The following is a 23,132-nucleotide window of genomic DNA, read 5'->3' as shown; positions in this document are numbered from 1 at the left end:
AAACGGTATATTTTTCCCTTTCTATCATAGTGTTGTCGTTTGAGGTGAGTAATTGAGCACGGTCTCACAGATTCTATTCCATACACGCGGTGAGTTTTTGCGACGAATGATCGCTATCGCCTTACCCATTACGCTTCAAAGCATCATGTTCTCCAGTCGTGGCCTAGTGGACGTATTAATGCTTGGCCAATTAGGCGAAGCCGAGATAGCTGCGGTCGGCGTAGCAGCCAGAGCTACGTTTGTTACTACTATCATGCTAGTAGGAGTAACGACTGGTGGGGCTTTGCTTACGGCTCAATACTGGGGGGCGGCTGATCGGCAAGGCGTCAAAGAAAGTACTGCTCTAACTTGGCTGGTAGCAATGATTTTTGCTGCGTTTACTGTGGTGATTTTCATCCTGTTCCCGAGCGAAATTATGTCTTTGACCACCGAATCTCAGGAAGTGAATCAGTTAGGTAGTCAGTACTTGGTGATCACAGCAGTGACCATGTTTGCAGTAGCTTGTGTGGCCAGTATGTCTGTCGGTCTGCGTTCGATGCACAAACCCGGTATCAGTACCTTTTTCAGTGGTATTGGTATTGTGTCCAATATTTTTCTTAACTGGGTGTTGATCTTCGGTAAGTTGGGCTTCCCTGCAATGGGAATCAAAGGTGCCGCCATAGCAACTGTGATGAGCGGAGCGATTGAAGTAGCCACGTTGTTTGGTTATATCTACGCGAAAAAGCATCTTCTAGCGTTTGGAATTCAAGACCTCAAAGCAGTAGTGGAGTGGTCGCGAGTTGTACGTTTTCTAAAACTTTCTCTGCCCACCACGTTTAATTTCCTTGCTTGGGCGGGGGGGCTGTTTGCCTATCACGCCATTATGGGTCAGTCCGGTGTTCAAGGTCTTGCTGCGTTGTCTGTGATGTCTCCCGTTGAGTCCATTGCTTTGGCATTACTGATCGGCATGTCCAATGCAGCAGCGGTCTTGGTCGGTAACCAAATCGGAGCAAAGCACTATGAAGCGGTTTACTATCAGGCGATTGGCATGACCATACTGAGTTTGATGGTTGGCATTGTCGTTGCCTTGATCTTGTACTTATGTCAAGGCGTGGTGCTCGATGCTTTTAGTGCATTGACTGATGAGACTCGTGAACTGGCCGAGAAGTTTATGGTGATTCTCTGTTTTGGCATCATTTTACGTTCAGTCCCGATGATGGTGATCGTTGGTGTGCTCAGAGCGGGGGGAGATGTAAAGTTCTGCCTCTATCAAGACTTGATTGCTCAATGGCTAATTGGCATACCCCTAGCAGCATTTGCGGCCATTGGCTTAGGTTGGGAGCCTGAGTGGGTTTTCCTACTCTTTTTAACAGAAGAAGCCATTAAATGGGGCGGCTCTTTGTACAGAATGAAAACCCAACGCTGGATGAAGAATTTGATCGAAAATTAGACATGAATCGTTCATCTGATGTGTTTTGATGCATATCTTGTGATCCAGTATCCAAAATACTTCCTCCCAGCGTGGTTTTAGTGTAGATTCACAGTCCAATTTTGAACGATTAAGAGACTTTTAATGCTTCAGCTAACAGACCTATGTAAAGGCTATGTCGATGGTGGTGAGTTTCACCCTGTCTTACAAGGTGCTGAGTTGACATTAGAACAAGGTGATCAAGTCGCTTTGATGGGCGAAAGTGGCTCTGGCAAGAGTACGCTACTGAATTTGATCGCGGGCTTGGATACGGTCGATTCAGGAGAAATATGGTTTCCTAACTTCTCCATGCATGAAATCGCTGAAACGAAACGTACGGCCTATCGACGAAATAATATTGGTCTTATCTTTCAGCAGTTTAACCTGCTTCCCACCCTTAATGTCGCTGACAATATTCGCTTCTGTCGACAGCTTAAAGGGCTTCCTGAGGACAAAGGGCTATGGCGCCAGATCCTCTCTGCTCTCGATTTAATGCCATTACTTGGGCGTTACCCTGAAGAAGTTTCAGGTGGCCAGCAGCAACGAGCCGCTATTGCTCGTGCGCTTTATATGGAACCCAAAATCTTGTTGGCTGATGAACCAACGGGAAGCCTTGACGAGCGTAATGCTGAAGCGGTTATGCGCCTTCTTACCACACTGACTCGCCAGTTGGAATGTACATTATTGCTCGTGACACACAGTGAGCGTGTTGCCGAACATATGGAAGGGAGAATTCGTCTTCAAGGAGGGCAGCTTCATGTTATGGCCCGTAGTTAAAGCACTGCTTGGGCACTACAGACGCTATCCTTTTCAAATTCTTCTTGTCTGGCTTGGTCTTACGTTGGGTGTGTCGCTGTTAGTGGGAGTAACCTCTATCAACGAACACGCTAGACAAAGTTATGAGCACGGTGAAAAACTTTTCTCTAATCCTCTTCCTTATCGTATACGCCCTAAACATGTGACCAATAAAATCCCACAGGGCTTTTATGTTCAGCTTCGCCGTGATGGATTCAACCAATGTGCTCCCTTTGAAAGTCTGCGCGTGAGCATGGCCAATGGTACAGACCTTATGTTAGTGGGAGTGGATCCAGTTGCGATGCTGCAGTTCCATCCGGCGACCAGCATAAATGACTTCTCTTCTCTTAAGTTAATGAACAGCCCATATCCAATTATGGTGAGTTCAGATCTTGCGGCACATATGAAATGGCAAGATAACGATTTTATCGTCTTGAGTGATGGCAGCAAATTAGGCCCTATCGTTGTTGACACGCAAGAGCGATTAAATGGTACTCGAATTATTGCTGATATTTCTTTACTACGTATGCTAGAAAGAAGTTCAGGTATTTCTGTCATTGCATGCGGAGAGATGCCCCCTGAAAAGCTTGCTCGTTTGAAAGAGTACCTGCCTAATGGCATGAGTATCATGCGTAATTCTCGTGCAGAGTTGGAGTCGCTGACGAAGGCTTTCCACATGAATTTAAGCGCAATGGGGATGTTGGCGTTTTTAGTTGGTCTTTTTATCTTCTATCAAGCGATGTCATTATCTCTGACTCAAAGACAGCCTTTGGTCGGTGCGATGCGCCAGACTGGGGTCTCGGGGTGGCAGTTGGCGAAAGCTTTGTGTATGGAGCTTTTGGTTCTCATTCTGGTTAGTTGGCTTTGTGGAAGTGTCCTTGGCATTTTACTTGCCAACCAGTTGATTCCATCGGTATCAGCCAGCTTGGGTGATCTTTATGATGCCAACGTTGGGTTACTCATCGCGTGGAGTTGGAAGTCGAGCATTTACAGTCTATATATGACAGTGATTGGTGCTTTTGTTGCCTGTGCCTGGCCGCTGGTACGCTTGTTACGAGCGCAGCCAATTCGATTAACTGCTCGTCTATCATTGGTTCGTTTTGCAGGCATTGAGTTTGCCATTCAGGCTTTATTAGCGTGCGCATTATGTGTTGCTGCAATTGCGATTTATCAAGCTCCTCAAACTCAGGAGTCTGGCTTGGCAATCATTGGGTTAATGCTATTGAGTGTCGCCTTGTTTACGCCGTATCTGATATGGAAAGTTTTCGATGGTCTTTCTTATTCTCTTAAATGGGTGAAGATTCGTTGGTTCTTTGCCGATGCTGCCGCTAGCATGAGCTATCGTGGGGTGGCAACCATGGCATTTATGTTAGCAATGGCTGCTAATATCGGCGTTGAAACCATGGTGGGGAGTTTTCGTGACACCACTGATAAATGGTTAAGCCAACGTCTAGCTGCTGATTTATATATCTACCCCAATAATAGTGCGGCTGCACGCATGAGTGGCTGGCTGTCTAAACAACCGGAAGTGGATTCTGTTTGGTGGCGCTGGGAGAAAGAAGTCAACTCCAACAAAGGTGTACTTCAAGTAGTCAGCACTGGCGCTTCAGAAGGCGAGTTGGATTCTCTTACGGTCAAGCTGGGTATTCCTAATTACTGGTATCATCTCCATCATTCTAAAGGCGTGATGATCAGTGAATCGATGGCGTTAAAGCTTGGTATCCGTCCGGGTGATTACATTGATTTATCGGGCAAGTTGGGACAAGGCTGGCAAGTGGTTGGCGTCTATTACGACTACGGTAACCCGTATAACCAAGTACTGCTTTCCCACCGAAATTGGTTGTATGCGTTTGCAGGAAATGGGACGGTAGCACTTGGCGCTGTTCTCAAGGATGGTGTTAACTCTATCGGTCTTAAACGGCGTATGGAATCTGTATTCCGTTTGAATTCAGAGCGTATTTTCGATAATGGTCATATCCATAAGCAGGCAATGAGAGTATTTGACCGAACCTTCTCCATTGCGGATACACTCGGCAATATTACATTGATTATTGCTGTGTTTGGTATTTTCTTTGCGACCGTAGCTGGCGAAGTATCGAGGCAAAGGCATGTGTCCTTACTGCGTTGTTTAGGCATGTCTGGTAAGGAGCTAGTTGTAATGGGAGGGCTGCAGTTGTTTGTCTTCGGTGCCATATCTATATTAATCGCATTGCCGCTCGGACTTGCTTTGGCCAACTTGGTTGTGGATATTGTTATAAAGCAATCTTTCGGCTGGACACTTGAACTGCAAATGATTCCTGAAGAGTATTTCCAGACCAGTTTAATGGCGATGGGCTCATTGATGTTGGCTGGAGCGCTACCTGTGTTGAGGATGATTCGAAATACGCCAATGAAATCGCTAAGGGATGCGTTATAAATGCGAAAATCAGTCCAAGCCAAAGTGATTGGCGTATTGATGCTGCTTATTTTTGCAGGTGTGATTGCTGGAGGAGTGTACCTTTGGTTCTATCTTGCCCCTCCGGTTACTCAGCAGGGCTCTGTTGAGAATGTGATGCAATCTAAATCGACCCAGGTGTTTGAGCCCGTATTACCAAATATCCCAGTTAAAATACCCCAAGACTTTCACTTTCATGATGAGTATCAGCATGAATGGTGGCACTTTTTCGCTAATGTTGAAGATATCAATGGCAAACGGTACGGCATTCAATGGAGCTACTTCAGAGTGGCGATGGATGATAGAGAAGGAATGGGTTGGCAAAACCCTCAACTTTATGTATCCCACGTTGTTGTATCGGATAAAGATAAAGTATGGAAAGAGCAAAGGCTCGCTCGTGGCGGTATTGGTCAAGCGGGTATGGCTAATCGGCCTTTTCGTCTCTGGATTGATAACTGGTCTTGGCGCTCGCTAGGGCAAACTCCGTTCCCGGGACAGTTGAGTGCCGCGAGCGATAGTTTCAATGTTCAGCTAAAAGCCGTGGCTCATGGGCCTTATGTATTACCGGGTGATAAAGGCTACGTTGAAAAACACGATCTTCTGCCGATTGCGTCTTACAATCTCACCAGCCCATTTATCAAAGTAAAGGGTGCTCTTCAATTAGATTCAGGTCTGTTGGTACCTGTTGAGGGTAGCGCTTGGATGAGCAAGGAATGGGGTAGTGGTCTCATTGTTGAGGGGCAAAAAGGCTGGGATTGGTTTGTCTTTCATCTTGATGATGAAACGACGTTATCAATTAGTCGTTATCGCCATGCCCAGCAATTACCTTATTTATTTGGCACACTGTCTCGCAATGATGGAAAGGTGATTAATCTATCAGCAGAAGATATAACTATCGAACCTCATGAATCGACTCTATTTGGCAACGGAAAACGCATCCCGCTACAATGGGATATTCATATCCCTCGATATAATATTAACCTGACAACTCAGGTGCTTAACCAACAGCTCTGGCTACCGTTCGTTGTTCCTTATTGGGAGGGGCCAATTCAAACGACGGGCACTCATAAGGCGAAAGGTTTTATGCAGTTGACAGGATACTAAGTAAAAACGAACGACTAAGTGACTAAAACGCAGTTTCTCACTATTTGAGGAACTGCGTTTTTTGTTGGTGTTGGTAATTTTTTGAATTTACCTATAATTACTTAAGGAATAAGCGTTGCATTAGAGTGTTTATATCGAAAATTCCGAAGTTAAACATCCAAACAAGCGATTTTTCCTGAAGAATCGATATCTATAAACTCAGCTCTATTCTTTGTTCATCGTTTATTAACATAATAAATAAAAGGACGATATCATGAGTGATATTATTCGCGATTTCTTCAAAATGGAGTCAGCAGGGGGAATCCTTCTCGTTATCGCTGCTGCAATCGCAATGACTATAGCTAACACGCCACTTAACGATACTTATCAAACAGTGTTGCATTCTTATGTGTTTGGCATGTCGGTTTCACACTGGATTAATGATGGCCTGATGGCCGTATTCTTCCTTCTTATTGGTCTGGAGGTTAAGCGTGAGCTTCTTGAAGGGGCTTTGAAATCTCGTGAGACCGCGATTTTCCCGGCGATCGCTGCTGTAGGCGGTATGCTCGCACCAGCCCTTGTCTATGTTGCTTTTAACTACAGTAATGCTGAAGCCATTCAAGGTTGGGCTATTCCTGCTGCAACCGATATTGCTTTTGCGTTAGGTATTATGGCATTGCTGGGTAAGCGTGTCCCAGTCAGCCTGAAGGTATTCTTACTGGCACTGGCTATCATTGACGACCTTGGTGTTGTTGTCATTATCGCGCTTTTCTACACAGGTGACTTATCAACTTCTGCGCTTGCAGTTGGTTTTGCTATGACCGCAGCGTTGTTTATGCTCAACTCGAAGAAGGTCACTAAGTTAACACCGTATATGATCGTCGGGGCAATACTCTGGTTTGCTGTGCTCAAGTCTGGTGTGCATGCGACGTTAGCGGGTGTAGTCATAGGTTTTGCGATTCCTCTTAAAGGAAATCAAGGTGAGAGGTCTCCACTCAAACATATGGAGCACGCACTCCACCCATACGTAGCCTTTGGTATCCTTCCAGTATTCGCTTTCGCTAATGCAGGTATTTCTCTTGAAGGGATTTCTGTCGAAGGGCTGACTTCAATGCTACCTCTAGGGATTGCTCTTGGTCTGCTGCTCGGTAAGCCTTTGGGTATCTTTAGCTTTAGTTGGATTGCCGTTAAGGCCGGCGTGGCGAAGTTGCCAGAGGGGATCACTTTCAGACATATCTTTGCGGTCTCTGTGCTGTGTGGTATTGGATTTACGATGTCGATTTTTATCTCATCACTGGCATTTGGCCCAGTTAACGCAGAGTTTGATACTTATGCGAGGCTCGGGATATTGATGGGCTCAACGACGGCCGCGATAATAGGCTACGTACTACTGCACATCTCTTTACCAAAAAAGACAGCGCTGGCAGATAAGCCAGCGACTGAAGCTAATCACTAGACCTATTTACTAGTATAAAAAGGCCCCGTTGTGAAAACATCGGGGCTTTTACTTATGAATCTTTCTAGCGTTCTATTGTTGAAAATATGGTCCACTCTTCAACCACTTTTTCTGTTAGTCCCACAACAGTGGCTGTAACTCGTCTGTTCAGTGCATGATCTAATTCTTCTTGACCATCAGACTCTAAATGAGTTGAGCCGAAACCAACGATAGTCACCCTCTCTGGTTTGATTCCATAAGAAAGCAATTGTTGTTCTACCGCGAAAGCTCGTTTTTTAGATAGCTGCAAATTATAGTCAGGGTTGCCAGTCTTACTAGCATAGCCTTGGATTTCAATAGAAGCCGAACGATATTTCTCCATAAAATCTGCCATCGCACGGATTTGATCTGAAAAAACTGGGCTTACATCATAGGAATCATTGGCAAATAAAATCCTTAGTTGCCGCTCTTCCTCTTTAAGGACTTCCAAGCTACAGCCATCATTGTCGATTTGAGCACCTATTGGTGTGTCCGGACAGAGATCTCGTGCATTGACGACACCATCACGATCATCATCGGTTAAATCAGATGTCTGTTCGGCATTTGGTGTTTGAATGTATTCATACTGATCATCATAAGCGAGAATGTGAAAAGACAATGAGGCGCCTAAAAATGGCAATGAATAAAGAATGGTGCGTTTCATAATCAGTACTCCACTTTTTCAGTCCACTCTATAGGGATATCAACAAGTAAAGCGTTGAGTAAATTTCCTGTCGCATTCATGACTCTATATTTGGCGTACTGTTCCGAATAATGGGCGTCTAGATAATCTTTACGAGCTTCGAATAGTTCATTCTCTGTGTTGAGGAGATCGAGCAATGTTCTCTGACCGATACGATACTGCTTTTCGTAAGCAATGACTGTCGCAGAGGCCGAGTCAACGTGATCGGCTAAAAATTTCTTTTGCTGTAACGTTAAATCAAGTGCGCTCCATGATAAGCGTAAACTCTCTTCCACTTGGCGGTAGGAATTGTCTCTCAGGTCTTTAGCTTTATTGAGCTGGTATGCTGCTCTCTCTGACAAGTCACTATCGGAGCCTCCATTGAATAAGTTGTACCTCAACCTCAGCATAGCGAGAGATTCATTACTACTTCCAACATCACCACCCGCATCATCTCTCCAAGTTTGACTCGCTTCTACAGATAAAGTGGGGTAGTGGTTACCTTTCGATTGTTTGTATTGATACCTTGCGGAATCTACATCTGCTTTTGATACTTGAATTACAGGGTGTTGTTCAAAAGCCACTTTGATTGCTTCATCTAAAGAGAGTGGAATCTTTGATTCATCCGCTCTTGGGTAAATAAGGCTAAGAGGGGCCTGTCCAACAAGGCGTCTAAACTGTGTGTGGGTGTCGATGAGGTTGTTTTGTGCGGCGAGTAGATTACCATGGGCTTTGGCGAGTCTTGCTTCAACTTGGAAGACGTCAGCGGTGGAACCTATTCCAGATTCTGCTCGCCTTTTGATATCTTTATAGATGTCTTTGTGTACCGCGAGGTTTTTTTCAGATAGTTTTAATACTTCAGTGGCTTTAATTGACTCTAAGTAAATGTCAGTGACTCTTAATGCTATGTCTGAAGCATCTGCTAGTAACTGAAGCCTTATCGACTCAGCATCAGCTGCTGTTCTATTTATATCGTTGATGGTGGAACTGCCGTCCCATAACAATTGAGTCAAGCTTAAGGTTGCTTCCTTTCGAGTCAAATCCGTATCATTCTGACCTGTTGAATCGGCGGGATCTATTCCTTCATAGCCTATACCAGCATCTAAATCTATTGAGGGTAGATAAGCGCCACTGGATGCATCTGCTTGCTTTATAGCGCTTTGATACTCATTGAAAGCACTTTTTATTTCGGGATTGCTAGCTAATGTAATAGCGACGGCTTGCTCGAGGGTTTGACCGAAAGTGAAACTGTGATAAATGGCAAATAGAGCAACGATTGGTGCAAACTTGTTTGTAGACACATCGTCCTCCTTATTGAAAGGCAGTTATGTATTTAGTGGTAAGTTATTAAAATCGTAGTACATAAATGTCTAAAAAAGGAGAAATTATCATGAAGAAATTGGCACTATATGGCGAGCCTTCAAATTGCAAGCTTCACTTATTGTGATTAGTCGATGAACTAATATTCTTAATAGAAGATTGAGAAAGGGTTCGAGTTTTCAATGGTAGAGGTACTTCGTCAAGTATGCAGAATAGCGAAGGAAATGTACTTTAGTTTTACACAAGTTGGTATTTGATAAGTTCCAACTCAAAAAATGTTGCGAACTGTTTTCATTTTGTGATAACTTCGCGCGCAATCTCGGAGGTGAGTCGCAAAAAAAGACATTCTGGGGGATACGCGTGGCGAGCATTCAGGCTGAGTGAGCGTTACGTAGGGTAGGTATCGGCAAGCCCTTTTGCCGATAGACGGGATACTGTTGTCGCTGTAGCGGCATGTTTATGGGAAACCCAACATTGAACTCACATAACAAACAACCATTAATCAGCTTAGTTCTTCCTAAATGCCCTGTTTTGCAAAACAGCAGCATTACTGAACCTTGATTTACCGATTGAACATGTAGTCCATCGAAATGATGGAGCGATTTCGTGTACGCGCTATTTGGGTTGCTAACACGAAATGGATAACTGTACCTGCTATTCGCATTTCACCTATGGCAGGAGAATTACATTTCAAAGGGATTAAATCATGAGCACAGCCTTTGAAGTCGATAATCCAGTGAACGTCACTGTTATCGCAACACCACTTTCCACCCAGATTCCTGCTGTAGAAGGCGTTTATGATCTGACACCTGATCGGGTTTTACAAGATCAGGCCGAGCACGAATCAGCGGTACGTTCTTATCCTCGCCGCCTTCCTATTGCGATTAAGCAAGCTTATGGCGCACTGGTTGAAGACACTCGCGGTCAAGTATTTTTAGATTGTCTTGCCGGTGCGGGTACGTTGGCTCTTGGGTACAACCACCCAGAAATCAATCAGGCACTCAAAGATCAGCTCGACTCTGGTCTTCCTTATCAGACACTGGATATCGCAACAGAAGCAAAAACGAATTTCATTCGCTCGGTGAAGAATTTTCTTCCTCAAGAGCTGAGTGATAACTGTGTACTCCAGTTCTGTGGCCCTTCAGGTGCGGATGCTGTGGAAGCTGCAATCAAACTTGCGAAGCAAACCACAGGTCGCAATACCATGTTTGCTTTCCGTGGTGCTTATCACGGCATGACAAATGGCACGATGGGCATGATGGGCAATCTAGGGACAAAAGCACGTCGCACAGGCCTAATGTCAGACGTACATTTTATGCCTTTCCCATACAGTCTGCGCTGCCCATTTGGTTTAGGTGGTGATGAAGGTGCAAGAGCCGGTATCCGTTACATTGAGCGTCTACTCAATGATGATGAAGCTGGAATCATGAAACCAGCCGCTATAGTTGTTGAGCCTGTGCAGGGCGAGGGCGGTGTTGTACCTGCGCCTGCGTTTTGGTTGAAAGAACTACGTCGTATCTGCGATGAGCACGGTATTTTACTGATCTTTGATGAGATTCAGTGTGGTGTAGGTAAATCAGGCTACAACTTTGCGTTTGAAGAAGCGGGCATTGTGCCAGACATTCTTTGCCTATCGAAAGCGATTGGTGGCGGTATGCCAATGTCGCTCCTGGTCATCAATAAGAAACATGATACTTGGCTGCCAGGTGAGCACACGGGCACATTCCGTGGTAATCAGTTGGCGATGGTCTCTGGGGCGAAAGCTCTGGAAATCATCGAGCGAGACAATCTTGTTGAGCACGCGAACGTTGCTGGTCAGTACTTGCGTTTGGGGCTTGAGTCGATTCAAAAACGAGTCAACTGTATTGCTGAAGTCCGTGGCAAGGGCTTAATGCTTGGTGTGGAAATCCGTAAACCCGGTACAGAGCGCAATAAATTTGGTGAGCCAGTCGCTGATGGTGAATTGACCTTGGCGATTCAGAGAGCAGCCCTTGAACGCGGGCTGATGGTTGAAAAAGGCGGGCGTGACGGTTCGGTGATTCGATTCCTGCCACCATTGATCATCACCTTTGAGCAGATCGACTTCGCACTTCGAGTGCTGGAAGAGGCGATTCTGGTCGCTGGTGGCAGCCATGTTGAGCCACAAGACACCAATCAACAATGGAAACAGCATTTCATTCATACCGGTGAGTCTGGCAGTGATGAGTTCAGCAAAGTCATGAACCACACAACAGCGGCAATGAAACAGGTCTTTGAACAAGTCGATGCGCCTTATTCAGGGCTTGACCCAAAGCAGTTAGAACAGGCGATTAATGCCGTTGATCTAAACAACAAAAATGTCAGCCTGACGGATGTGATCACGGATACCGCTGAACTAGTAGCAAAGAATGCTATTTTCACTCAGCATCCTGACTGTATCGCTCACCTTCATACCCCGCCGTTAATGTCTGCAGTGGCAGCAGAAGCGATGATTGCCTCTCTAAACCAGTCAATGGACTCCTGGGATCAAGCCTCTTCTGCGACTTATGTTGAGCAGAAAGTGGTGGATTGGTTATGTGAGAAATACGAGCTTGGCAAACAGGCTGATGGCATATTTACCAGTGGTGGTACCCAAAGTAATCAAATGGGTTTAATGCTGGCTCGTGACTGCATTGCAGACAAGCTGTCAGGGCACTCTATTCAGAAATTTGGATTGCCGGATTACGCCGACAAACTGCGTATTATTTGCTCGAAGAAATCTCATTTCACGGTTCAGAAATCTGCATCTTGGATGGGGTTAGGCGAGAAAGCGGTGCTAACCGTTGATGCTCATAGCAACGGCACGATGGATGTCGCTCATCTTGATGAAGTGATTAGCGAGGCGAAATCTCAAGGGTTGATTCCATTTGCCATCGTTGGGACGGCAGGAACCACTGACCATGGTGCAATTGATGATTTGAATGTGATTGCCGATGCAGCGCAAAAACACCAGATGTGGATGCATGTTGATGGTGCTTACGGTGGTGCACTGATTTTAAGCCGCCACAAAGAACGTCTAGCGGGTATTGAGCGCGCAGACTCAGTCAGCGTTGACTTCCACAAGCTGTTCTACCAAACGATCAGTTGTGGGGCTTTGTTACTTAAACAAAAACACAACTTCAAGTATCTGCTGCATCATGCGGATTACCTCAACCGTGAGCATGATGAGTTGCCTAACTTGGTAGATAAGTCGATTGCGACGACGAAGCGATTCGACGCATTGAAAGTCTTTATGACGATGCAGAATGTTGGTCCAGATACATTGGGTGCAATGTATGACCATCTTCTCGAACAAACTCAGCAAGTGGCGGAGCTCGTTCGTAGCGACGACAACTTAGAATTGTTGGCTGAGCCATCATTGTCGACCGTGTTATTCCGCGTAGCAAATGCTCAAGTAGCGGATCTGGACGAGCTGAACAAAGTCGTAAGACTAGAAGCGTTGACTCGTGGCGTTGCGGTATTAGGTGAAACCATTGTTGATGGTAAAACCGCATTGAAATTTACGATTCTTAATCCGTGCCTGACGATGGCTGATTTTGAATCTTTACTAATTAAAATCAATAAGCTAGCTGCTGAGCTGGCGTAATTAAGGTAACGGAAAACTATGGCAATTCTACAGATTGGTGCAGGCGGCGTTGGCTGGGTAGTTGCACATAAAGCTGCGCAAAACAACGAAGTACTGGGTGACATCACCATTGCATCGCGTACCGTGAGCAAGTGTGAAAAAATCATCGAATCTATTCAGAAGAAAAACAACCTGAAAGATCCATCGAAGAAACTGGAAGCGCGTGCTGTTGATGCGGATGACGTTGATGCATTAGTTGCTCTTATTAAAGAAGTTCAGCCTGACCTTGTTATTAACGCAGGCCCTCCTTGGGTTAACATGACGATCATGGAAGCATGTTACCAAGCAAAAGTGAACTACCTAGATACCTCTGTTGCTGTTGATCTATGTTCTGAAGGCCAGCAAGTTCCTCAAGCTTACGATTGGCAGTGGGGTTACCGTGAGAAGTTCGCTGAAGCGGGCATCACAGGTATTTTGGGTGCTGGTTTCGATCCGGGCGTGGTTTCGGTATTTGCAGCTTACGCAGTGAAGCATCTGTTTGATGAAATCGACACCATTGACGTAATGGATGTAAATGCAGGTGATCACGGTAAGAAGTTCGCGACCAACTTCGACCCAGAAACCAATATGCTTGAAATCCAAGGGGACTCTTTCTACTGGGAAAATGAAGAGTGGAAACAGGTTCCGTGTCATTCGCGCATGCTTGAGTTTGAATTCCCGCTAGTGGGCAAGCACAAAGTGTACTCTATGGCGCACGATGAAGTTCGTTCTATGCAAGAGTTCATTCCAGCTAAACGTATCGAGTTCTGGATGGGCTTTGGTGACAAATACCTGAACTACTTCAACTGCATGCGTGACATCGGCTTACTAAGCCCAGATCCGCTAACGCTTCACGATGGTACGGTTGTACAGCCTCTACATGTACTTAAAGCACTGCTGCCAGACCCAACTTCTCTTGCTCCGGGTTATACAGGTAAAACTTGTATCGGTACTTGGGTTCAGGGTACGAAAGATGGCAAGCAGCGTAGCGTATTTATCTACAATAACGCTGATCATGAAGTCGCGTACGAAGACGTTGAGCATCAAGCAATTTCTTACACCACAGGTGTACCAGCGATCACCGCTGCACTTCAGTTCTTCCGTGGTGAGTGGGCGGATAAAGGTGTGTTCAATATGGAACAGCTCAATCCAGACCCATTCCTTGAGACTATGCCAAGCATTGGTCTTGATTGGCATGTTCAGGAACTAGAGCCGGGTCAACCTGTTATCCACAAACTAAAGTAAGCACTTATGGTTCTTAATTTGGATTTATAAGATTAAGCCGATGCACTAGTGTCGGCTTTGTTCGATTTTTACGGTATTAATTGGGTAAGAATATAAAATGCAAAAAAACGAACTGAAAACACCATACTTTATGATCAATGAAGATAAGTTGGTCGAAAATCTAGAAAAAGCCAAGCAACTCAAAGAAATCTCGGGTGTGAAGCTGGTATTGGCGTTGAAGTGTTTTTCTACATGGGGTGTTTTCGACATCATCAAGCCTTACTTGGATGGCACAACGAGCTCAGGCCCGTTCGAGGTCAAACTGGGGCATGAAACTTTTGGTGGTGAAACTCACGCGTACAGTGTCGGATACAGTGAGGATGATGTACGTGATGTGGCTGATATTTGCGACAAAATGATTTTTAACTCACAAAATCAATTGGCTGCATATAGACACATTGTAGAAGGAAAGGCTTCGCTGGGTTTACGTCTTAACCCAGGTGTGAGTTATGCCGGGCAAGATTTAGCGAATCCAGCGCGTCAGTTTTCTCGTCTTGGTGTGCAAGCGGACCATATTGATCCAGAAGTCTTTGAAGATATTGACGGTGTGATGTTCCACATGAATTGTGAGAACAAAGACGTCGACGCGTTTATCGGTCTGCTTGGCTCCATCTCAGAGCAATTTGGTCAGTACTTGGATAAGCTTGACTGGGTGAGTATGGGCGGAGGTGTGTTTTTTACCTGGCCGGGCTACGACATCGAAAAACTTGGCTTAGCGCTTAAAGCCTTTTCTGAGAAGCACGGTGTTCAAATGTACCTTGAACCGGGTGAAGCTATCATCACCAAGACAACAGACTTGGTTGTGACCGTGGTGGATATCGTTGAGAACGTTAAAAAAACAGCGATTGTTGATTCTGCAACTGAAGCTCATCGCTTGGATACGCTAATTTACAATGAACCCGCTTCTATTCTAGAAGCTTCGGATAAAGGTGAGCATGGGTATGTGATTGGCTCTTGTTCATGTTTGGCGGGTGATCAGTTCTGTGAAGCTAGCTTTGATAAACCATTGGAAATAGGTCAGCGTCTTCATATCTTAGATAGTGCGGGCTATACAATGGTGAAGCTTAACTGGTTTAACGGCTTAAGAATGCCTTCTGTGTACTGTGAACGCTCAGGCGGTGAAATTCAGAAGCTAAATGAATTCGATTATTCAGATTTCAAACGCTCGCTCTCACAGTGGAGTGTCGAATAACCTAAAAGAGCAGCCTAATCGCTGCTCTTTGTGTTTATTATGCTTCCACCATGACTCGAATATCTTCGCTTAAGGCTTCAAGCTCTTTAGCTACATCGTCTATCTGAACTTCGGTCGGTAACTTCAATGCGATATTCGCCGTGAACAAGCTAGAGCTAACGCCTCCACCACCCGCGATAAACACACGCTGGCAGTCCATATCTAGAATATTAATGCCTTGATTGTCCAGAACATGGGTGATCTCATTAACAATACCCGCTCGGTCATTGGAGTCTAAGCGGACCTGATAGATGGCATCGGCATTGTGCGTATTACTTTCAGAGTCGACTATCTGGACCAATAACTCATCGTTGCTGCGAAAGGCCGCTTTAACTGCATCCGCTGACTCCTCAGGGAGTTCCACTTTGATGACTGCAGCGACCTGATTCTCAATAAAGTTCACTTTACTGATTAACCATTTACCTCCATTCTCGTGAGTGACCGCCGCCAACTGCTTGATCGTGGCAGGGGTTGCTTTACCAACAAAGTTGACGATAAATGTGCAATTCATAATGTGCCTCCTGAATGCAAGCATTTCTTTTTATAGAACTAAATTGAGTGTAGGAGTCGCAGAAAAGTTAGGTTTGATTTAGGTCAAACTTTAGCCTTGTCTCCTAGGTTATGGGGATAATGTTGTGCAGCAGGCATAAAAAAGCGGCAACTGAGTGCCGCTTTTTCAATGACTGTTGAGTTCAGGTTAAAAGCTGATTTTCATTTCTACGCCATAGAAGACGCTGTCGTAGCTGGCACCAGCATCCATTGCAAATTTCGCGGCATCCTGATTACCAAACCAAGGTTTACTATTATATTGAAATTCAGCGCTGCCGCCCCAAGCATTGCTTACCCAGCCGTGGATGTGCCCAACAGGGTTAAGGAAGAACAAGGTTACGTCACCCATGGTTTGAGAGCCCCAAACTTCACCGCCAGTCGCGACGATGTCTTGTTCTGCCTCAAACATCATCTCACCAACAACGGCACCAAAGAAGGGCGTTATGAAGAGATCTTGCCATGATGGGACTTCAGCAAAAGCCTCAACACCATATTCCCAGAAGAAGGTCGACAGAGTGGCAGAGTATAAAAAAGATTCAAATTCATTGAACCCAGCGTGACGGGCTGCTGTATAGTAAACACCACCAAAATAAGGATGCATGACATAGTTTAAGAAATGGTCATCTCGGTCCCAAACCGGTCCTGAGGTTACATTATCTTTCCATTTTGTACCTAAACCACTCAAATCACGATCTTCTTCATCCCATTTTGTTATGGATTCCGGCAGTAGTGTCATCAAGCCAACTGTCGCAACACTAAGACCTAAAATGGTGTAAGTTTGGCCTTTGAGGTAATCCCAATCTTTCTCACTTTGTACAGTGAGATATCTAGGGAGTTCTGGCTCTTCAAGTTTTAATTCACTTTCTGTTAAACCTAAGGCATAACTATTGCTAGGCTTATAGGAATAAGAGTTGCTGAAAAGACTGTAGTTTTCGGTGTTATCTACGGTATAAGAGAACTCAATATGTTGAGGAGAATCGTAGATATTGGCATTGGCGCAAGCAGAAGCCAACAACATCAAAGCGGTGATGTGTTTTTTGTACACGGATAAACTCCACAGTCTATATCTTATTATGATCAGGCTCACAATTATCCATTAAAGCAAGAGGAATGGAAACCGGAAATTGTCTTAATTAAGAAACTTAGTTTCTTAATTACACTCAAACAATGAAAACATGCAGTTTGATTGTCTTTGTTTGTGACACAAAACCAAAGGCTTCCTGAAAGGAAAAATAATTATGTTGAAAATAGCGATGTTAAGTACCGGTGAAGAAGTCCTTCACGGCGATATCGTTGATACTAATGCGGCTTGGTTGTCAGAAAAATTCTTTCAACAAGGCTTTTCCCTATCGAAACGCTCAACGGTTGGTGATAGCCAGTCAGCGCTGGTTGAAGAGCTGATGATGTTGAGCTTTAACTGTGATGTTGTCATTGTAAATGGTGGATTAGGCCCAACCACGGATGATCTTAGTGCAGAAGCAGCAGCGCAAGCCTCGGATAAGGAGTTAGAACTTTATCCTGAATGGCTAGAGAAGTTGGAGCAGTTTTTTAGTGCTCGCGGTGTTGCAATGCCAGAGAGTAATCGTAAGCAAGCTATGTTGCCACAAGGGTCGGTAATTCTGGATAATCCAATCGGTACTGCTTGCGGTTTCTTGTTGAACTTTAACGATTGTGATTTTTACTTTACTCCTGGCGTACCAAGCGAATTTAAGTTGATGACAGAGTCCCAGATTTTGCCACACCTGAAACAGAAGTATGCTGATGTTACTGGTTATGAATGTAGCAAACTTCATACTTTTGGGACCTCAGAGTCCGCGTTGTCAGATAAACTTGATAAAGTGCAGCTACCCGAAGGTTATTTCTTAGGTTACCGTTCCTATCTGCCTTATATTGAAGTCAAATTATTTGGCCCTAAAGGTGATTTAGATAACCGCGTTAAGTTACTTCAGCTGGTTTTCAACTTGATAGAAAGTAACGTGGTGAGCGTTGATGAATCAATGCAAGAGAATGTCGGTCATTTGATTCTCGAGAAAAAGCTGTCGATTTCGACTGCGGAGCAATCGACTCACGGTAGTTTGTCGCAATGGCTTCACTCAAACGAAGAAGCGGCTAATTACTGCGGCCATGGGTGGGTACTCGGTAATAAAGTGGATGTCGGGAACAGTGATAACGATGAACTTGCTGCTGCGTTTGCACTTGCAGGTGCGACTAAAGATAAATGTGCGACCGATATAGCCATCGCTACAGGTAAAGTAACAGAAAGAACTTTTTCAGTGGCTATGTCGGCAAGAGAAGGGGAGTGGGGGCAGACACTCACCTTTAACCGAACGTTTTCCAGAACTGACCAAACGACCATTATCACGACAGTCGCAGCGGACATGTTGAGACGCTATCTCTCAGGAAAAACCATGTTCCCTAATTACAGTTCGCTGACCAGGGAAAAAGAAATGTATGTCCCTCATAGTGTTATTGCTGGCTAGAACAAGCTTAAAAAACTGTCAAACTCCTACCGAGCAGCATGCAGTAATAAGTGAATGAATATGTTTCTTATTACTCGCATGCTTTCATAAATATTTCTTAGAAGAAAATCATCTATCACTTAAATTGATGATTTTAAATAGATGCCAACTTTGTCGCTTATTTGCAACGTGCATTTGCTTCAATTGTGCTTAAAATGATAGTTCGTCGCGGGTTTTGCTCAGGGAGGTAAGCATGTTCCATCATTCAAAAATAATGGTTTGGTATCAGGTGGCGAGTCAGAAAGTTGTTTTAGGAGAGGCACTTAGCGATGATAATCAGGACGTTATTTCTATGTGGCTCCATGCTCCGGAAGAAAAAAATCAAGAAAATTCATTAGGCTACCGCCTGTCTTTATTCGATGATGACGGACGAGAGATTGCCGACAAAGCAGTGTCCATGTTGACCGCCGATGAGTTCTTATCCGGTATTCAGATTCGTGCCTAAATAATAAAATAAAACCCGGCATAACAGGCCGGGCTTTTTATAATTTGCATAGTTATGCGCGTTTTTCTTTTAACGCATAATTTACGCTTTCAATTTCAATGTCGGATTTAGCCTTGCAAATACAAGGTAATATCTCATCACTTTGCGTATATGCCATTGCAAAACCAACGTATTCCACTGCACCTTTGACTAGCTTGCAGCGGCAAGCGCCACAATGCCCGTCTCGGCAGTTGTATTCAGGTTCAATTCCTGCCTTTTCCATTGTTTCGAGAATGGTGTTAGAAGGATTAGATTGAATCGCAGTGATCCCATTGATTTTTATGTTGGGCATTACAGCTCGAAATCCTTAAAGTCGTCTGCGCGCACATCACTATCAATCTGACCGACTAGGTAAGAGGAGATCTCTGCTTCTTGTGGAGCAACCTGTACGTTATCGGAAGATAACCACGCATTAATCCATGGGATAGGGTTGGAGGTCGCTTCTGGATATGCGGCATCTAGGCCTACTGCTTGCATACGGATATTGGTGATGTACTCAACGTACTGACAAAGAATGTCCTTGTTTAGACCAATCATAGAGCCATCTTTGAAAAGGTACTCTGCCCATTCCTTCTCTTGCTCTGCGGCTGCTTTAAATAGATCAAAACATTCCTGCTTACATTCTTCAGCAATTTGCATGAAGGAAAAATCATCCTGACCGTTACGCAGCAAGTTAATCATGTGCTGTGTACCCGTTAGGTGAAGGGCTTCATCGCGAGCAATTAGCTTAATGATCTTCGCGTTACCTTCCATTAGCTCACGCTCAGCAAAGGCAAATGAACAAGCAAAGCTTACATAGAAACGAATCGCTTCTAATGCGTTGACAGACATCAGGCATACGTAAAGCTTTTTCTTCAGCTCATGAAGTGACACCTTCACTTCCTCACCATTGATGTTATGCGTCCCCTCACCGTAGCGATGGTAGTCATTCGTCATTTGGATCAGGTCGTCGTAGTATTGCGAAATGTCTTCAGCACGCTTTAGGATGTGCTCGTTTTCGACGATATCATCAAATACTAAGCCTGGGTCGTTTACGATATTACGTATGATGTGTGTGTAAGAACGCGAGTGGATTGTTTCAGAGAACGACCAAGTTTCGATCCACGTCTCTACTTCAGGTAGTGAGACTAATGGAAGTAGCGCGACGTTTGGACTACGGCCTTGGATAGAATCCAGAAGAGTTTGGTACTTCAAGTTTGAGATGAAGATATGCTTCTCATGCTCTGGAAGTTTGTTGTAGTCGATACGATCGCTTGATACGTCAACTTCTTCTGGGCGCCAGAAGAAAGACAGCTGCTTTTCGATCAGCTTTTCGAAGATTTCGAATTTTTGCTGGTCATAACGAGCTACGTTTACGGATTGACCTAAGAACATTGGCTCTTTTAGCTGGTCATTTTTGTTTCGGTTAAAAGTACTGTAAGCCATGATGCCTCAATTCCTTTTAAGCCCCTCTCAGAGGGGCAAATAATCTGTTAAGCCTTGCTAATCCAATCGTTGGATTAGTGATTAGATCTTACAACCGCCGCCTGCACAATCGTCATCTTGTGGTTGTACTGCGTCTTTCTGGTCATCACTCGCTCCATCACGAGTGTTATGGTAGTAAAGTGTCTTCACACCATATTTATACGCAGTCAAAAGATCTTGTAGCAGTTTCTTCATTGGCACTTTGCCACTTTCAAAACGGCTAGGGTCATAGTTAGTGTTAGCTGAAATTGCCTGATCGACAAACTTTTGCATGATACCAACCAGATGTAGATAACCATCGTTAGAACCAATGTTCCAAAGAAGCTCGTAGTTATCTTTGTATTCAGTGAATTCAGGCACAACCTGTTTCAAAATACCGTCTTTTGATGCTTTAACTGACACGTAGCCGCGTGGTGGCTCGATGCCGTTTGTTGCGTTCGAGATCTGAGAAGACGTTTCAGAAGGCATCAAAGCAGTCAGTGTTGAGTTACGTAGACCATGAGTCATGATCTCTTCTCGCAAACCGTCCCAATCGTAATGAAGAGGTTCGTCACAAACTAGGTCAACATCTTTTTTGTACGTATCAATTGGAAGCAAGCCTTTCGCGTAGTTGGTCTCGTGGAAAGAAGGGCATTTACCTTGTTCTTTCGCCAGAGCAACAGATGCTTTGAGCAGGTAGTATTGCATCGCTTCAAAAGTACGGTGTGTTAGGCCGTTTGCACTGCCGTCAGAGTACTTCACGCCATTCTTAGCTAGGTAGTAAGCGTAGTTAATCACACCTACACCCAGAGTTCGGCGGTTCATCGTTGATTTGTATGCCGCTGGAAGTGGGTAGTCTTGATAATCCAGCAGAGCATCAAGTGCTCGAACAACCAACTCAGACAGCTCTTCGAAATCATCAAGAGACTTGATGGCCCCCAAGTTGAACGCTGAAAGCGTACATAGAGCAATTTCACCAGAGTCATCTTCTACGTTAGTCAGTGGCTTGGTTGGAAGAGCAATTTCCAAACATAGATTCGACTGACGAACAGGCGCCACCTCTGAATCAAATGGGCTGTGCGTATTACAGTGGTCTACGTTTTGAATGTAGATACGACCAGTTGAAGCGCGCTCTTGCATCAAGATAGAGAACATCTCGATAGCTTTAACGGTTTCTTTCTTGATTGACGGATCGTTTTCGTACTTAACGTACAGACGTTCAAACTCGTCTTGATTCTCAAAGAACGCATCGTATAGGCCCGGCACGTCTGACGGAGAGAATAGGGTAATATTTCCGCCTTCAACCAAACGCTGATACATCAGGCGGTTTAGCTGCACACCGTAATCCATATGACGAACACGGTTCTCTTCTACACCACGGTTATTCTTAAGCACCATCAATGCCTGAGATTCACCATGCCATAGAGGGTAGAATACGGTTGCTGCGCCACCACGAACACCACCTTGAGAGCAACATTTTACTGCTGTTTGGAAGTACTTGTAGAAAGGGATACAGCCTGTATGGAAAGCTTCACCGTTACGTATCTCTGAGCCTAGCGCACGAATACGACCAGCGTTGATACCAATACCTGCACGTTGTGAAACGTAGCGCACAATAGAACTTGCTGTCGCATTGATGGAATCTAGGCTGTCTCCACACTCAATCAAGACACACGAACTGAATTGGCGGGTTGGAGTACGTACACCAGACATGATCGGTGTCGGTAGGGAAATCTTGAACGTTGACGTTGCATCATAGAAACGCTTGATGTAATCAAGACGAGTTTCTTTTGGATACTTAGCAAACAGACAGGCAGCTACAAGGATATACAGGAACTGAGCGCTTTCGTAGATTTCGCCTGATACACGGTTCTGGACGAAGTACTTACCTTCCAGCTGTTTCACCGCAGCGTATGAGAAGTCTAGGTCACGTTTATGATCTATGTACGCATCGAGTTCATCCAGCTCAGCTTTTGTATAGTCTTCCAAAATGTGCTGATCGTATTTGCCTTTATCGACGAGCTTCGCCACATGGTCATAAAGCGTTGGTGGCTCGTACTGGCCGTATGCTTTTTTACGCAGGTGGAAAACGGCCAGTCGAGCCGCTAGATATTGGTAGTCTGGCGTTTCTTCAGAGATCAAATCGGCCGCTGATTTGATGATAGTCTCATGGATATCTGTTGTTGTGATTCCATCGTAGAACTGAATGTGAGCGCGAAGTTCTACTTGAGAGACAGACACATTATCTAGACCTTCCGCAGCCCAAGTAATGACTCTGTGGATCTTTTCTAGATCAATATTTTCTTTGCGGCCGTCACGTTTGGTAACGGTTAGTTGTTGGTTCATTCTGCTTAATTTCCCTAACAAAACTGATAAAAGCCGTGTTTTCGTGTAATTCTTGTAAAAATTGTTCCGGCTTTGTGATCAAAGTCTATCTATATATTGTAGTCCAAACACAACATATAGGGGTGCATTGCTGTGCGAGTTACAAGATAGTGCTATCTATGGTGCTTTTCAAGTTACAGATCTTGGATGACTTGTGGATAACTAACAAAATTGAAAATTTCAGTAAGTGGATACTAACCGATGGGATTAGAGTCTAATTGATTGTATAAAATTACCGTTTTAGGATCGGTTTATAAGTAACCACAAACAAAAAAAAATTCCTTGATCTTTCAGTCATTCTGAGCGTGATTTTGAGTCTGTATATTTTGGAATCAGAGCCCCAAAAATGGGCGAAAAACAACAAAAAAAGCGGGGTATAT

Annotated in this window: 17 protein-coding genes; 10 read left to right on the top strand and 7 right to left on the bottom strand. The window is 44.6% G+C overall.

Annotation, left to right across the window (positions count from 1 at the left end; genetic code table 11):
* Positions 1-52 precede the first annotated feature (52 nt).
* From CTT30_RS08720 to nhaA, 5 genes are all read left to right on the top strand, one after another.
* On the top strand, positions 53-1,429 hold the full coding sequence (locus CTT30_RS08720; protein WP_239837116.1) for an MATE family efflux transporter: 1,377 nt from the start codon (positions 53-55) through the stop codon (positions 1,427-1,429).
* Positions 1,430-1,552: 123 nt separating this feature from the next.
* On the top strand, positions 1,553-2,224 hold the full coding sequence (locus CTT30_RS08715; protein ID WP_239837115.1) for an ABC transporter ATP-binding protein: 672 nt from the start codon (positions 1,553-1,555) through the stop codon (positions 2,222-2,224).
* On the top strand, positions 2,205-4,658 hold the full coding sequence (locus tag CTT30_RS08710; protein ID WP_252034738.1) for an ABC transporter permease: 2,454 nt from the start codon (positions 2,205-2,207) through the stop codon (positions 4,656-4,658). The genes CTT30_RS08715 and CTT30_RS08710 overlap by 20 nt, the downstream gene beginning before the upstream one ends.
* Positions 4,659-5,780: a lipocalin-like domain-containing protein gene (locus tag CTT30_RS08705; RefSeq protein ID WP_370689699.1), complete on the top strand. Its 1,122-nt coding sequence runs from the start codon at positions 4,659-4,661 to the stop codon at positions 5,778-5,780.
* A gap of 253 nt (positions 5,781-6,033) precedes the next feature.
* On the top strand, positions 6,034-7,215 hold the full coding sequence (gene nhaA / locus CTT30_RS08700; RefSeq protein WP_252034736.1) for a Na+/H+ antiporter NhaA: 1,182 nt from the start codon (positions 6,034-6,036) through the stop codon (positions 7,213-7,215).
* A 64-nt stretch (positions 7,216-7,279) separates the two neighbouring features.
* Here the strand turns inward: nhaA and CTT30_RS08695 are convergent, their stop codons facing one another.
* Complete coding sequence (locus CTT30_RS08695; protein WP_252034734.1) at positions 7,280-7,897, bottom strand: OmpA family protein; 618 nt, start codon at positions 7,895-7,897, stop codon at positions 7,280-7,282.
* A gap of 2 nt (positions 7,898-7,899) precedes the next feature.
* Positions 7,900-9,192, bottom strand: coding sequence for a TolC family outer membrane protein (locus CTT30_RS08690; protein ID WP_239876102.1), 1,293 nt, complete (start codon positions 9,190-9,192; stop codon positions 7,900-7,902).
* A gap of 749 nt (positions 9,193-9,941) precedes the next feature.
* On the opposite strand from CTT30_RS08690, the gene CTT30_RS08685 reads away from it, so the two are divergent.
* From CTT30_RS08685 to nspC, 3 genes are all read left to right on the top strand, one after another.
* Positions 9,942-12,839 carry a pyridoxal phosphate-dependent class III aminotransferase gene (locus CTT30_RS08685; RefSeq protein WP_252034732.1) on the top strand — a complete coding sequence of 966 codons (2,898 nt, stop codon included), beginning with the start codon at positions 9,942-9,944 and terminating at the stop codon, positions 12,837-12,839.
* Positions 12,840-12,857: 18 nt separating this feature from the next.
* The gene (locus tag CTT30_RS08680) at positions 12,858-14,102 is read left to right on the top strand and encodes a carboxynorspermidine synthase (protein ID WP_006962502.1); all 1,245 of its coding nucleotides are present in this window, start codon (positions 12,858-12,860) and stop codon (positions 14,100-14,102) included.
* A 97-nt stretch (positions 14,103-14,199) separates the two neighbouring features.
* Positions 14,200-15,333, top strand: a complete 1,134-nt coding sequence (gene nspC / locus CTT30_RS08675) for a carboxynorspermidine decarboxylase (protein WP_252034730.1) — start codon at positions 14,200-14,202, stop codon at positions 15,331-15,333.
* A 37-nt stretch (positions 15,334-15,370) separates the two neighbouring features.
* Here the strand turns inward: nspC and CTT30_RS08670 are convergent, their stop codons facing one another.
* Positions 15,371-15,883, bottom strand: a complete 513-nt coding sequence (locus CTT30_RS08670; RefSeq protein ID WP_239837106.1) for a glycine cleavage system transcriptional repressor — start codon at positions 15,881-15,883, stop codon at positions 15,371-15,373.
* Between the two features lie 186 nt (positions 15,884-16,069).
* Positions 16,070-16,966: a DUF3943 domain-containing protein gene (locus CTT30_RS08665; RefSeq protein WP_239875987.1), complete on the bottom strand. Its 897-nt coding sequence runs from the start codon at positions 16,964-16,966 to the stop codon at positions 16,070-16,072.
* Positions 16,967-17,159: 193 nt separating this feature from the next.
* Between CTT30_RS08665 and CTT30_RS08660 the strand changes: the two genes are divergently transcribed.
* Positions 17,160-18,401: a CinA family nicotinamide mononucleotide deamidase-related protein gene (locus tag CTT30_RS08660; protein ID WP_252034728.1), complete on the top strand. Its 1,242-nt coding sequence runs from the start codon at positions 17,160-17,162 to the stop codon at positions 18,399-18,401.
* A gap of 232 nt (positions 18,402-18,633) precedes the next feature.
* Positions 18,634-18,885 (top strand): hypothetical protein, encoded by a 252-nt coding sequence (locus CTT30_RS08655; protein ID WP_045973853.1) that lies wholly within the window; start codon positions 18,634-18,636, stop codon positions 18,883-18,885.
* Between the two features lie 52 nt (positions 18,886-18,937).
* Here CTT30_RS08655 and yfaE read toward each other — a convergent pair whose 3' ends face one another.
* The 3 genes from yfaE to nrdA form a co-directional block, all read right to left on the bottom strand.
* Complete coding sequence (yfaE, locus tag CTT30_RS08650) at positions 18,938-19,216, bottom strand: class I ribonucleotide reductase maintenance protein YfaE (RefSeq protein WP_239837103.1); 279 nt, start codon at positions 19,214-19,216, stop codon at positions 18,938-18,940.
* Entirely contained in the window at positions 19,216-20,349 is a 1,134-nt protein-coding gene (gene nrdB / locus CTT30_RS08645; RefSeq protein ID WP_239875985.1) for a class Ia ribonucleoside-diphosphate reductase subunit beta, read from the bottom strand. The genes yfaE and nrdB overlap by 1 nt, the downstream gene beginning before the upstream one ends.
* An 81-nt stretch (positions 20,350-20,430) precedes the next feature.
* Positions 20,431-22,713: a class 1a ribonucleoside-diphosphate reductase subunit alpha gene (gene nrdA / locus CTT30_RS08640; protein ID WP_239866208.1), complete on the bottom strand. Its 2,283-nt coding sequence runs from the start codon at positions 22,711-22,713 to the stop codon at positions 20,431-20,433.
* Positions 22,714-23,132 lie beyond the last annotated feature (419 nt).

This window comes from Vibrio coralliilyticus (assembly GCF_024449095.1).
GTDB lineage: Bacteria > Pseudomonadota > Gammaproteobacteria > Enterobacterales > Vibrionaceae > Vibrio > Vibrio coralliilyticus_A.
The sequence above is the reverse complement of the archived record's forward strand: the minus strand, read 5'-3'. Positions and strand labels throughout refer to the sequence as shown.

Excerpts from the sequence above, each read along its gene's own strand:
- CTT30_RS08715 (WP_239837115.1), top strand. The coding sequence starts at position 1,553 with ATGCTTCAGCTAACAGACCTATGTAAAGGCTATGTCGATGGTGGTGAG.
- CTT30_RS08710 (WP_252034738.1), top strand. The coding sequence starts at position 2,205 with ATGTTATGGCCCGTAGTTAAAGCACTGCTTGGGCACTACAGACGCTAT.
- CTT30_RS08705 (WP_370689699.1), top strand. The coding sequence starts at position 4,659 with ATGCGAAAATCAGTCCAAGCCAAAGTGATTGGCGTATTGATGCTGCTT.
- nhaA (WP_252034736.1), top strand. The coding sequence starts at position 6,034 with ATGAGTGATATTATTCGCGATTTCTTCAAAATGGAGTCAGCAGGGGGA.
- CTT30_RS08695 (WP_252034734.1), bottom strand. The coding sequence starts at position 7,897 with ATGAAACGCACCATTCTTTATTCATTGCCATTTTTAGGCGCCTCATTG.
- CTT30_RS08685 (WP_252034732.1), top strand. The coding sequence starts at position 9,942 with ATGAGCACAGCCTTTGAAGTCGATAATCCAGTGAACGTCACTGTTATC.
- CTT30_RS08680 (WP_006962502.1), top strand. The coding sequence starts at position 12,858 with ATGGCAATTCTACAGATTGGTGCAGGCGGCGTTGGCTGGGTAGTTGCA.
- nspC (WP_252034730.1), top strand. The coding sequence starts at position 14,200 with ATGCAAAAAAACGAACTGAAAACACCATACTTTATGATCAATGAAGAT.
- CTT30_RS08670 (WP_239837106.1), bottom strand. The coding sequence starts at position 15,883 with ATGAATTGCACATTTATCGTCAACTTTGTTGGTAAAGCAACCCCTGCC.
- CTT30_RS08660 (WP_252034728.1), top strand. The coding sequence starts at position 17,160 with ATGTTGAAAATAGCGATGTTAAGTACCGGTGAAGAAGTCCTTCACGGC.
- CTT30_RS08655 (WP_045973853.1), top strand. The coding sequence starts at position 18,634 with ATGTTCCATCATTCAAAAATAATGGTTTGGTATCAGGTGGCGAGTCAG.
- yfaE (WP_239837103.1), bottom strand. The coding sequence starts at position 19,216 with ATGCCCAACATAAAAATCAATGGGATCACTGCGATTCAATCTAATCCT.
- nrdB (WP_239875985.1), bottom strand. The coding sequence starts at position 20,349 with ATGGCTTACAGTACTTTTAACCGAAACAAAAATGACCAGCTAAAAGAG.
- nrdA (WP_239866208.1), bottom strand. The coding sequence starts at position 22,713 with ATGAACCAACAACTAACCGTTACCAAACGTGACGGCCGCAAAGAAAAT.